This window comes from Bartonella sp. CL25QHWL (assembly GCF_042195335.1).
Lineage (GTDB): Bacteria > Pseudomonadota > Alphaproteobacteria > Rhizobiales > Rhizobiaceae > Bartonella.
In genome coordinates this window covers 1-10,569 of record NZ_JBHIOE010000019.1, presented here as the reverse complement: position 1 = coordinate 10,569, position 10,569 = coordinate 1, and the positions used below count along the sequence as shown (strand labels likewise).

Below are 10,569 nucleotides of genomic sequence, written 5' to 3'. Positions count from 1 at the left end.
TATGTTACGTACACGCAGTTTAATAAACATATCTATTTACACACTACAGTGCTCAGTTAAAAAGCTATAGTAAAATTTCCGATTTTATAAAACTGTTTAGATTAAATGGCGTTGTCTCTTCTCAACGTTCATAGATGAAATCAACAAAAACATCAAAACATCATTGAAAAAGGCGCGTAACAATGACTCATGTTTGCTCACCATTGAGATATCCAGGCGGTAAGGCTGCACTGTATGGAAAAGTCAAAGAAATATTTGAGAAAAATGCATTAAATGGCTGTTCCTATAGAGAGCCATTTGCTGGCGGGTGCGGACTTGCTTTAAAGCTTCTTTTTAATGGTGATGTTAAAGATATTCACATTAACGATATTGATCTATTCATTTGGAGCTTTTGGTATTGCGTTTTGCACAAGACAAAAGAATTAATAGAAAAAATCAATATAACGACCATTAACTTAGAAGAATGGTACATACAAAAGAAATTTCTCCTGCAAGTGCAGATGTGCTTAGCGCAGGATTCGCAGCACTCTTTTTGAATCGCACAAATAGATCTGGAATTATTAAAAATGCTGGACCAATTGGAGAAAAAGGACAAAGCGGTACCTATAAAATAGATTGCCGATTTAACAAAGAGAATATAATTGAACGCATTCTTCGCATAAGTGAACAAAAAGATAGAATACATTTAACTCGTTTAAATGCACGGGAATTTTTGCTGCGTTATGGAACTGATGAAAACACCTTTTTTTATATGGACCCTCCTTATTTTAAAAAAGGAAAAGGTCTTTATACTTGGTTTTACAAAGCTAATGATCACCACAATTTAGAGAATGTCATCTCCCAACATGTGACGGCACCTTGGCTAATTACTTATGACAACGTTGAAGAAATTAAATTTTTGTATAGGCAATATCTCTCAATAGAATTTAGCTTACAATATTCTCTACAAGAGAAAAGGAAAGCTACTGAACTGATGATTTTTTCACCAAAAATCAAAATGCCTCAATTCTTAGAAAAAAACACAATATCACGTCTTAAAGCAGCTTGATTGCATGAATAGGAGCTTTAATCACATGCTTACACCATTTGGCAAAACTTTACGCAAAATTCGCCTTGATCGCTTTGAAAGGCTCTTAGATATGGCTGATAAACTAGGCATCTCTGTAGCATTTTTATCTTCTGTTGAGATTGGCAAAAAATCTGTTCCAGTAGGAATGGAAGAAAAGATCATAAAGCTGTACGCTTTAGATCAAAACATGGCTTCTCTTTTAAGAAAAGAGGCTGACATTTGCCGAAAGAATTTTATAATGAATTCTTCTGATCCACTTAACCGTGAAATTATTAGCACGTTTGTTAGAAATTTTAAGTGTCTTTCACAACAAGATCTAACAGTGTTCAAGGAATTCATGGTGAGAACGGAAAAGAAACGCTGCTTGCAAAATAAAATACCTTGATCTCCTTATTTTATACACCGTAAACATAATTTTATATGTTAAAAAACAATAATATACTTTTGAAATAATTGAAAAAATAAGCAAATTATGCTAAGATTTTGTATATATAAATTGCTAATCTAATGGGGCTACAAATATGCTAAATAAAGTGACTTTAATCGGGCGCCTTGGTGCTAATCCCGAAAGCAAAACAATGAATTCTGGAGCAGAAGTGGTTAATTTTCGTATGGTAACTTCTGAAAGCTATACAGATAAAAATACACATCAAAAAGTAGAGAAGACTGAATGGCATTCTGTTATGATTTTTAATCCACATTTGGCAAAAATTGCACTTCAATATCTAAACAAAGGTTCAAAGGTTTACGTAGAAGGCAAATTACAGACACGCAAATGGCAAGATAAAAATGGGCATGACCGTTACACAACAGAGATTATTTTACCGCAATTCAAAGGCGAATTGTATTTGCTTGATGCAAAGAAAGATCAATCAGCATCCCCTACCCCTTCACCCATTACTTCTCAACATTATGCCATCGCTTCAGGTGCTGCTGATCATAGCACATCTCTTAATAATGCTATCCCATTCTGATTGAAAAAAAAATATGACAAAAAGAAAAAAACGTGCAAAACGTGGTCGTCCACGGATTAAAGGATGTATCAGAGAACCAAACGGACGCATCTCACGAGCAAAAACACCGCATGAACCCATGGATAAATTGGCAATTGAAATGCGTGCCAAACGCTTTGGCTTGACCATAGAAGAGGCTAAAAGTCCGCTTTCCGGTACCTATATCGGGCGGCTTTATTTGCAAGGCGAAATCAATCAAGACCAATATGATGATGCGCAAAAATATCTTGAAGTGAAAAACAATTACCTATGTGCAAAAGGATTGCCTAATGCAATTTATGATAACTTTACTCCTTCATCAAATGAGGAGGCACAAAAACGGTGGATTGAAAGAGCAACTCATTGTTATGAAGAGACGAAAGAGATTATCAAAGAAACACAACACCTCTATAGACAGTATAATCTTTATGCTGCATTACAATATCTTGTTATAGAAGATCAATCGCTAACACATCTTGTTAATTCTTTGCGTATTGTTCTTAATGCGCTTCATAAGCATTTTAGCCGTTAAAAAAGAATTGACATCAGATGAAAAATCATTAAAATGTGTATATATTTACACATTATAAGTTTAGGTAATGGAACAAGATAGCCGAAAAATCATTGCAAAATTAAAGCGTGATGGCTTTGAACTTATCAAAGTAAAAGGTTCTCATCATAAATTTAAAAAAGATGATAAGGTTGTTATCGTTCCACATCCTAAAAAAATCTTCCGATTGGTACAGCACGTTCTATCGCACAACAAGCAGGCTGGTTAAAAGAAGGAGAAGAAGAATGAAAAGATTTTTTGCTCTTGTTCATAAAGATGAAGACTCTGCTTTTGGTGTTCAGTTTCCTGATTTTGAGGAACTTTTTTCTGCTGCTGATGAGGAAGAAAATTTAATCGCAAATGCAACAGAAGCACTCCAACTTTATTGTGAAGATATAGATAGAGTGCCTATTCCTTCAAAATTTGAAGACGTCATACAACGGGAATCTGTCAAAACAGCTTTGTCAGAAGGAGCTTTTTTAATACAAGTCCCCTTTATTGAAAATGATGCAGAAGTGGTACGCACAAATATATCAATTGAACGAGGGCTTTTACGTGCAATTGATAATTGTGCACAAGAGAGAGGTTTAACAAGATCTGCTTTTTTGGCAACAGCAGCCCGTCACGAGCTTAATATTTAGCTCATCAATCTGGAAAAATTTCTCACTCTCGATTTTTTTTGCAAAAGCGTGTAATTGCATATGATCCGAAAACTATTAATGAAAATCAAAAGGCGGCAGGCAAACAAAACGCTATAGTTAAGAGGGATATAACTATCATTGATATTATATACATGGCATCTAATATTTCTGGACCTGTCATTGTCTTTCCCTCCTATAATAATTTCACAATAATTTATAAAATCTAAAATGTTTTAGAAAAATCTATATATTCTATTTTAAAATAAAAAATATAGATTTTTTTGTTGACATGGTGTAAAAAATAGTATTGAATAACAGCACGGCACTAGTTGAATTGCGTCTAAAATTCAAAAATATCCCTTAAAAATTCAGTAAAATGTGAACTTGAAATGTAGCTAGAAAGCCCTGTTTTCTTGCTAGTTCTGGCTAATCTATTTTTCAAATAACAAAAATTAATATTTGACTAATGATGTCATTAATTATGACTCAAAAGGAGCACTGATGAAAGCTGTCATCACTAAGCCAATGTGTGTTATTGGAGACAATAAAAGCACTGTTCGATTTGAACCATCAACACCCAATAATCCATTTGTTGAAGTTTCCAATCAAGTCTACGCACGTCTCAAGCGCGCTAATGCTGTAAAACCTTTTGTTGGAGTCAAGACAACAGCAAAACCTGACAAGGCGGTTGAACAAATTAAGAAAATAGAACAAGAAGCTGTACAAACATCATCTGAACCAGTGACAGAGGAAACCTCACTCGAAAAACCAAAGGAATCTAAAACTTCCAAGTCATCAACACCTACCCCTAAAAAGGCTTAGACGTTGAAATTAATCATCCACCAAAAATGGTATCTTCAACAGGCAAAAGATACCTTCACCAGTCTTCAAGCACCACGCCTTAACTGGGCTCTGCGTAATGCTCTAAACACCGCAGCAAAACAAGTTGAACGCTTTACTGAAAAGCAAGTTGCGACATCTCATCTGCCCAATCAAAGCGTGTCAAAAAAGGGGGGGTATATTAAAGAAAAAGCGACAGCAAGGTTTCTCGAGACAGATATCATTGGTTCTGGAACACCGATACCTCTTAAATTTTTTCAAGCAAGAGAAACAAAATACAGCGTAACATACAAAATGTTTGGAAAGAAAGAAATCTTACCCCATGCTTTTATCAAAGGTGGGAATTTTCCAAAGCGTGTTGAATTGAAAATGGGAGGGAATGTGTTTCAAAGAGATGACGGAGATCAATTCCCCATTGCAAAACAAGAAGGACCTTCAATTGCTAAAGTGATGTCCAAGCCAGAAATTGCAAGTGCTATTGTAAACGAAGCCAATGAAAGACTAATCAAAAGCATACAGTACCAACTTGCTCGTCAAGAATATGCCGCCAATAAGAAAGCTAAATAATGTTCTTAAGCTATGTCAACACATTACTCACTTTAATTGTAATTTTTAAAGCAGATTATCACTTTCGTTTTGGTTTTTTTCAGAAAAAATACAATAAAATCAATGTAAAATCTACTTCCCAGCGGGTTGGATCTGTTGCGGGGCAGGCGAGCGCGAACTATCGCTAGCGACAGAATTTTCAATTTGACTGTACATTGTACACTTAACACATTGATAAATAACGAATTTAGTGTGTACAGTATGATATGTAAAATGTCTCCTTATCGCATTGAAGCCCGTTTTTCAGTTCGTTACGTAAAGCTTTCTTTATCCTGATACGCCGAAAACCCCATTCCTCAAGATGGGAAAAAAATCAAGGCAAGGAGCAACTATGAATAAGAAGTATCGTGAGGGGATATCGGTTCGTGCGTTTACGAAGAGATGGGTGTTTCACATAATGCGGTGGTTTCTCGGATAAAGACAGGTAAATTTGATACGGCTCTTTTTGAAGATGGTTCTGTCAATGAAGCCCTTGCCACAGCCATCTGGAATGAGAATCCAACAAAGCGCCCTGCTTCACTTTTAGCGCCTGATGGACAACCGCGGACAAAGATCAAACAAGCTTCCACAGATGGAGCCAATGAATACAAGATAAAACTGGAGCGAATGCAAGTTGCGTTTGAAAGCGAAAAAATTGCCCTTGAACGACTACGCGAAACCACTGTTGATCGAGAAGAAATGAAAAGGCAGCTCGTGAGTTTGGAAGAGCGCACCGTAATGTCATATGTTGAATTTTCCTCATCGTTTTGGTGCAAGCATTGCTGCACAAGTTGGATGTGATACAGCCAGCCTTATTGGTGCTATTGATTACACTATGAGAACAGCTTTGCTTGAAGCGGTTAATATTCCAGTGCCTTGTCATGATCCACATTCTCCAGAGTTAGAGAACTTGCAAGAAACGAATAATGGATGACAATGCAGTCGAAGAATTTTTCGCCAATGCCAATGACGCATGACAACCAGACCCACCGTACAAGGTTTCGCAATGGGCGGGAATAGATACCTTAGCACCGTAGCAAGTGCTGAGCCTGGGCTTTGGAGAACAAAGCGTACCCCTTATTTGCGCGAAATCATGGATAACCTTTCCTCTTACGTGCCAATTGAAATAACAATTGTCATGAAAGGGACGCAGATCGGCATGTCAGAAGCAGAATTGAACTTTTGCGGTTATGCCATTCATTATAGTCCGGGACCTGCCCTTTATGTGACGCCAACGGTTGAGACAGCGAAGAAATTGTCCAAAACCCGTCTTGACCAAATGATTATGGCAAGCCCTGCTTTAAGCGAACGCATTGCCAAAAGTGATACGGTGAAATCAGAAGAAATCCAAAACCGTCGTGAATTTGGCGCAGAAGATCAGTTAGAGACAGCAATGAAATATATTGCCAGAAAACAAAAGAAACTGATTTCTGGAATCGAATTGACATGGGAAAATATGCAGCTTGGCGCTGTTCAAGGTGTTGTCCTTGATGCTGACGGCTCGGTGATTGTCGATTGGTACAAAGAATGGGAAATCACACCACCAAAGCCCATTGACTTTAAACTAAATACAGAGACAACCAATGTTGCTGACCATGTTGATCAAGTCATTATGAGGATGATTGAGGCTTCAAAAGGAGCGTTTTCTGATCGTTCACGCATTATTGGGCTTTGTGGAAATGAATTCTTTTCCAAATTGAAAAACCATAAAACAATTCGTGAGACCTATTTAAACACAGCCTTAGCACAGACACTCAATAGCGCCGGAGGTGTTGCAACACCAAGCGCTCTTGGATCGGGGAGCTTTGGCAGTTTTGACTTTGCTGGTGTCACTTTCATTAATTACCGGAGTATCCACAACTATAATGTGAGTGCGAAGGCTGGAACAAAGCGCGCCATAGGCATTAAGCCTGATGAATGCCAATTCTTTCCTGTTGATGCGCCTGGTGTCTTCCAAAAAACCTTTGCTCCTGGTGAAAGCTTGGATTTTGCCAACACGGTTGGAAGACCTCTCTACACGATGCTTATCGTCGACCACGACCGTAATGCATGGGTAAAACGGAGGTCTATAGCTATCCGCTTTACATCTGTACACGCCCTGAAATGCTGTTTAAAGCAGTTATTGGAGCGAAATAACATGCGATGGCACGGGCTGCTAAACCAAATGGTTAAAGATGTAAGCAACACTTTTGGGCAGCCCATCATCTACACGCGAAAGGACAACCAGCAATCTTTTCGGATTACAGCGATTTACGGCATTAAGCATTCAGAATCGGACGCCGGTGGCAGAATCTCTACCACAATTGCAAGAAAGGAACTTGATCTTTGTATCAATGATATCGGGGGAATACCACCAAAACCGGAAGATAGTGTTATTGTGATGGTTCCTGAAAACAGCAAATCTTCCTCTTCTCAAGAGCACTTCACTGTCACAGATGCTCAAGCTTCAGAATCCGGTATGTATAAGCTTATCTTGCGAGAGAAAAAACAATGAGGAACCTTTGTCTTGTGTGTTTCAAAATCAATAAGGCTGCCCAAGAACCCAGATTACTGCTGCAAACCTTGGATTTGGAATAGCACTAAATCGGTAATTCCATGGTGCGCCGGTACGGTGACTGATGTGACATCCTTGGTATGTTATAGTTACTGATGCAATTCTTGCCCAAGTAGTCCTTTCATTATCTTCAGGGCTTTCAAATACAATAGCTTGATTTGTTACTAAAAGACGTCCTAAAATTGGATTCTTTTCGCCAATATCAAAGGTAACGCGTTCTTGAACTCCCAACAGTTTTTCATTTTGTACTAAACGATAATCATATTCACTTGCGTCAAGTTCTTGAAACATTTCACATGCTTCCTTAAAATTAGAGGGAGGAATATCTGATTGCCACAGAGCAACTTCTTGCTCAAAGCTTTTTTCCTTTTTTGTCTCACGATAGGCAATAATAACAAAAATTAAAACAATAAAAATGGGTACTAATAACCACGGCGTAATAGTTACTGTTACCACAATGCCTCCAATCAGTAGAGCACAAAGGAGAACGATCTGTACCCTCTTTTCTAACCGTTTTTTTTCAAGTTCCGGCGACATTTTATTAACAACTGATAAATCAGAAGAAAGATGGATATGGGGGGGAGGCATTAAAACCTGCTCTGAAACTTTTTCTTTAAAACGTTTGTTGCGTTTATCTTGCCAATGAACAAAAATAGACAATGCAATAAATGCAAAGAAAATTAACCTGAACCATCCCCAAAAACCTAGACCATCATTTTCGTCTGACTTTTTATCTTGAACATGGATACTTTGCTTATCAGTATTCTTAGGTAGTGCCTTTGTCACGCTTTCATTTTGAGTAGCAACATCTATTAATAAAGTCGAGGAGGAGGAAAAAATTTCATTATTGTACGCAACTTGATCTGGTTTGATTTTGTGAAAAAAAAACGCACCTAATATTGCAGAGCCGAGAAATAATAAGACTCCAATACCAAGGGTTTTCAATCCATTTTTACGCCATTTTTTTATACACACTAAAACAAGTCCGACAACCATCACCGGTAACGACAACAAACATACGATCATCGCAATTGTATCAAGTATGTCGAGCATTATTGTCCCCTCCACTATAAATAAAAAACTAAGCTGGAAAATCTAAAGTGAGTCGACAAATAAAGTAAATATGTGCTTATGATTTTTAGAAAAAAGTGATATTATTACAGGAGTATGAATAATCGAAACAGGAACCTAACGAACACCTTAAATACTAAGCGGATAAGCTACCGAGATAGTTTATTTTCGCACATTAAAGGCTTTGACTCATTGTATGTTACTCGCATATAGTGATCTTGTGGGGTGTGGTTATGCTATAAAACACCTTCATAGGAAAGCATAACGATGGACTTACTACCGTGTTTTTCAGTGCTCGGCACTTTCTAATTAAAGAGTCAATGAAAAACATCTAAGTAGTAAGGAGTTCATTATGAATACTCTATAGAAATTAAAGAACAAACTATTGGCCAAGAAACAATTCAAACTGTTAACGCGCGTGATTTGCATGCGTTTTTGGAAATAAAGTCTGAATTTAGAAATTGGATTAAAAATCGCATTAAAGAATGTAAATTTCAGGAAAATATAAACTTTATAACGCTTACTAAAAATTTAGTAAGCGGTGGAAAGGTAAAATAATACCACATTACGTTAGACATAGCTAAACATCTTTCGATGATAGAGCGTAATGATAAAGGGCATGAAGCACGTCAATACTTTAACAAATGTGAACGGCTTTTGAAACAAGTAGTGACACCACAAGTTGACTACTCCAAACCTGAAGCATTACTTGGTGTCTTGAATCACCTACAAAATCAAATAGAGCAGAAAGATCATGTTATTGCTGAATTAGCACCAAAAGCAGAAGCACTTGATGGTTTAAAACGCTCTGATGGTTTGTTTGGTCTTATTGAAGCAGAAAAGATGTTAGAGGTACGACCTAAGGACTTAACTGATTACTTGCGTAAACATGATTGGGTGTATAGACGGGCTCCAGGGGCGCCACTGTTACCTTATCAGGACAAGATCAAGAAAGGATTTATGGATTGTCCTGCTATTACTATTCAAAGACCGGATGGTACAGTAAAGGTGCTGCCTTCAACGAAAATCACATCCAGAGGATTAGCATGTTTAAGAGAGCAAATCTTTTGGGGGGGGGCAATGAATACCAGTATCGATTTTTTGTGCGATTTATGGATGGCATTGTTTTAATTTTCTGATCGTGATGATGTCGAAGATAAAGCTTTTAATGCTCTCATTGAGACCATAGATGCAATAGAAAAAGCTTTGATTTTAAAACTTCAAGATGAGGTGCCGAATATTACAAAGATTCTTGCAGTTCTTACAGGTTTTGGAACTTCAGAACTACCGCATAGCATGAATCCGTTATTGCAAGCTTATGCTCCTACTTTGGAAAGTCCTGTTGTAAAAGCTGCTTAACTTAAAAACACAACTCCCCTCCCTGTTCTTAAAATGGGGAGTGGTTAAACCCTACATTCAAATTTATTGATTTTGGCAAATTCGTCTGCTTTTTCAGTTTGTAATATACTAACGTCATAAGCAGCTTGCATGTTAAGCCAAAATTCAGCAGTAGTATCAAAAAAATAGGCTAATCTTAGTGCTGTATCGGGAGTCACTGGACTATTTTCAGCAACAATACGTTCTATTCTCGTACGTGGAACATTTAATGCTTTTGCAAGAGCATAAGCAGAGAGAGCATATTCTTTTAAATATTCCTCTCGTAAAATTTCTCCGGGATGAATCGCTATATAATTTTTCATCTCGACCTCCTACAGATCAATGATAATCTACGATTTCAACTTCATAGGCGCCATTAGAGCGCCATTCAAAACAAATACGAAACTGGTCATTAATACGGATAGAATATTGACCTTTACGCTCTCCTTTCAATGCTTCTAGACGATTTCCCGGAGGACTACGCAAATCTTTAAGATCAACTGCTTTATCGAGCATAAACAATTTTCTTTGGGCTATACGCACTAGAGTGGTGGGAAAGCCTCTGGGCGGATTGCCTTCTAAAAGATCTTTACACCGCTTATCAGCAAAAGATTCAATCACCAAATCACCTTTATTCGTTCTTTTACGTATCATAACACGATACCAACATAAAGAAAAGGATAAATGTTAAATAACAGGAGCCCCCATGCATCCGAGAGAAACGATAAGGGAAAGCTTTGTTGCTTTGATAAAGGCAGCAAAAACAGCAGCTGGTGACAATGTTTTCAATATGCGTGATTTCAACTTCTCCCCTGAGAACACGCCTGTAATTAATATCTCAACACAAAGTGAAACGATTAAAGATGGGCAAGATTATGGAATAAGGCGGC

At 37.5% G+C, this 10,569-nt stretch carries 11 protein-coding genes and 8 pseudogenes; 16 read left to right on the top strand and 3 right to left on the bottom strand.

Features of this window, described 5'->3' with window-relative positions; translation table 11 throughout:
* Positions 1-182: 182 nt before the first annotated feature.
* The 13 genes and pseudogenes from ACFILY_RS08425 to ACFILY_RS08365 all read left to right on the top strand — a co-directional run bounded on the left by ACFILY_RS08425 (position 183) and on the right by ACFILY_RS08365 (position 7,171).
* Complete coding sequence (locus tag ACFILY_RS08425) at positions 183-536, top strand: DNA adenine methylase (RefSeq protein WP_273790995.1); 354 nt, start codon at positions 183-185, stop codon at positions 534-536.
* On the top strand, positions 464-1,048 hold the full coding sequence (locus ACFILY_RS08420) for a DNA adenine methylase (protein WP_375637848.1): 585 nt from the start codon (positions 464-466) through the stop codon (positions 1,046-1,048). Before ACFILY_RS08425 ends, ACFILY_RS08420 begins: the two co-directional genes overlap by 73 nt.
* A gap of 25 nt (positions 1,049-1,073) precedes the next feature.
* Positions 1,074-1,454 (top strand): helix-turn-helix domain-containing protein, encoded by a 381-nt coding sequence (locus ACFILY_RS08415; RefSeq protein WP_375631775.1) that lies wholly within the window; start codon positions 1,074-1,076, stop codon positions 1,452-1,454.
* Positions 1,455-1,590: 136 nt separating this feature from the next.
* Positions 1,591-2,043, top strand: a complete 453-nt coding sequence (gene ssb, locus ACFILY_RS08410; protein ID WP_375631773.1) for a single-stranded DNA-binding protein — start codon at positions 1,591-1,593, stop codon at positions 2,041-2,043.
* A 13-nt stretch (positions 2,044-2,056) separates the two neighbouring features.
* Complete coding sequence (locus ACFILY_RS08405; RefSeq protein WP_375631771.1) at positions 2,057-2,593, top strand: hypothetical protein; 537 nt, start codon at positions 2,057-2,059, stop codon at positions 2,591-2,593.
* 67 nt (positions 2,594-2,660) lie between these two features.
* A pseudogene (locus ACFILY_RS08400) lies at positions 2,661-2,860 on the top strand (type II toxin-antitoxin system HicA family toxin).
* Entirely contained in the window at positions 2,857-3,252 is a 396-nt protein-coding gene (locus tag ACFILY_RS08395; protein WP_273790990.1) for a type II toxin-antitoxin system HicB family antitoxin, read from the top strand. Before ACFILY_RS08400 ends, ACFILY_RS08395 begins: the two are co-directional and overlap by 4 nt.
* A 501-nt stretch (positions 3,253-3,753) precedes the next feature.
* The gene (locus tag ACFILY_RS08390) at positions 3,754-4,074 is read left to right on the top strand and encodes a hypothetical protein (protein ID WP_273790989.1); all 321 of its coding nucleotides are present in this window, start codon (positions 3,754-3,756) and stop codon (positions 4,072-4,074) included.
* A 3-nt stretch (positions 4,075-4,077) separates the two neighbouring features.
* A pseudogene (locus ACFILY_RS08385) lies at positions 4,078-4,659 on the top strand (hypothetical protein).
* Positions 4,660-5,029: 370 nt separating this feature from the next.
* Positions 5,030-5,611: pseudogene (locus ACFILY_RS08380) on the top strand (hypothetical protein).
* A pseudogene (locus ACFILY_RS08375) lies at positions 5,604-6,043 on the top strand (phage terminase large subunit family protein); the annotation flags it as partial. The pseudogenes ACFILY_RS08380 and ACFILY_RS08375, both read left to right, overlap by 8 nt.
* A pseudogene (locus tag ACFILY_RS08370) lies at positions 6,023-6,676 on the top strand (major capsid protein); the annotation flags it as partial. The pseudogenes ACFILY_RS08375 and ACFILY_RS08370, both read left to right, overlap by 21 nt.
* Before the next feature lie 138 nt (positions 6,677-6,814).
* Positions 6,815-7,171: a hypothetical protein gene (locus tag ACFILY_RS08365; protein ID WP_273790987.1), complete on the top strand. Its 357-nt coding sequence runs from the start codon at positions 6,815-6,817 to the stop codon at positions 7,169-7,171.
* A gap of 27 nt (positions 7,172-7,198) precedes the next feature.
* On the opposite strand, the gene ACFILY_RS08360 is transcribed toward ACFILY_RS08365, so the two are convergent.
* On the bottom strand, positions 7,199-8,284 hold the full coding sequence (locus ACFILY_RS08360; protein WP_375637849.1) for a hypothetical protein: 1,086 nt from the start codon (positions 8,282-8,284) through the stop codon (positions 7,199-7,201).
* A gap of 381 nt (positions 8,285-8,665) precedes the next feature.
* Between ACFILY_RS08360 and ACFILY_RS08355 the strand changes: the two are divergent.
* Positions 8,666-9,376 (top strand): annotated as a pseudogene (locus ACFILY_RS08355) (antA/AntB antirepressor family protein); the annotation flags it as partial.
* Positions 9,377-9,382: 6 nt separating this feature from the next.
* A pseudogene (locus ACFILY_RS08350) lies at positions 9,383-9,661 on the top strand (hypothetical protein).
* A 44-nt stretch (positions 9,662-9,705) separates the two neighbouring features.
* On the opposite strand, the gene ACFILY_RS08345 reads toward ACFILY_RS08350, so the two are convergent.
* Both ACFILY_RS08345 and ACFILY_RS08340 read right to left on the bottom strand, forming a co-directional pair.
* Entirely contained in the window at positions 9,706-10,002 is a 297-nt protein-coding gene (locus ACFILY_RS08345) for a HigA family addiction module antitoxin (RefSeq protein WP_004861504.1), read from the bottom strand.
* 16 nt (positions 10,003-10,018) lie between these two features.
* Positions 10,019-10,333, bottom strand: a complete 315-nt coding sequence (locus ACFILY_RS08340; protein ID WP_273790985.1) for a type II toxin-antitoxin system RelE/ParE family toxin — start codon at positions 10,331-10,333, stop codon at positions 10,019-10,021.
* 52 nt (positions 10,334-10,385) lie between these two features.
* Here ACFILY_RS08340 and ACFILY_RS08335 point away from each other — a divergent pair.
* Positions 10,386-10,569 (top strand): annotated as a pseudogene (locus tag ACFILY_RS08335) (hypothetical protein); the annotation flags it as partial.

What these genes read in the sequence shown, in the direction of transcription:
- ACFILY_RS08405 (WP_375631771.1), top strand. Translation starts at nt 2,057, where the DNA reads ATGACAAAAAGAAAAAAACGTGCAAAACGTGGTCGTCCACGGATTAAA.
- ACFILY_RS08365 (WP_273790987.1), top strand. Translation starts at nt 6,815, where the DNA reads ATGCGATGGCACGGGCTGCTAAACCAAATGGTTAAAGATGTAAGCAAC.
- ssb (WP_375631773.1), top strand. Translation starts at nt 1,591, where the DNA reads ATGCTAAATAAAGTGACTTTAATCGGGCGCCTTGGTGCTAATCCCGAA.
- ACFILY_RS08360 (WP_375637849.1), bottom strand. Translation starts at nt 8,284, where the DNA reads ATGCTCGACATACTTGATACAATTGCGATGATCGTATGTTTGTTGTCG.
- ACFILY_RS08345 (WP_004861504.1), bottom strand. Translation starts at nt 10,002, where the DNA reads ATGAAAAATTATATAGCGATTCATCCCGGAGAAATTTTACGAGAGGAA.
- ACFILY_RS08395 (WP_273790990.1), top strand. Translation starts at nt 2,857, where the DNA reads ATGAAAAGATTTTTTGCTCTTGTTCATAAAGATGAAGACTCTGCTTTT.
- ACFILY_RS08425 (WP_273790995.1), top strand. Translation starts at nt 183, where the DNA reads ATGACTCATGTTTGCTCACCATTGAGATATCCAGGCGGTAAGGCTGCA.
- ACFILY_RS08390 (WP_273790989.1), top strand. Translation starts at nt 3,754, where the DNA reads ATGAAAGCTGTCATCACTAAGCCAATGTGTGTTATTGGAGACAATAAA.
- ACFILY_RS08340 (WP_273790985.1), bottom strand. Translation starts at nt 10,333, where the DNA reads ATGATACGTAAAAGAACGAATAAAGGTGATTTGGTGATTGAATCTTTT.
- ACFILY_RS08415 (WP_375631775.1), top strand. Translation starts at nt 1,074, where the DNA reads ATGCTTACACCATTTGGCAAAACTTTACGCAAAATTCGCCTTGATCGC.
- ACFILY_RS08420 (WP_375637848.1), top strand. Translation starts at nt 464, where the DNA reads ATGGTACATACAAAAGAAATTTCTCCTGCAAGTGCAGATGTGCTTAGC.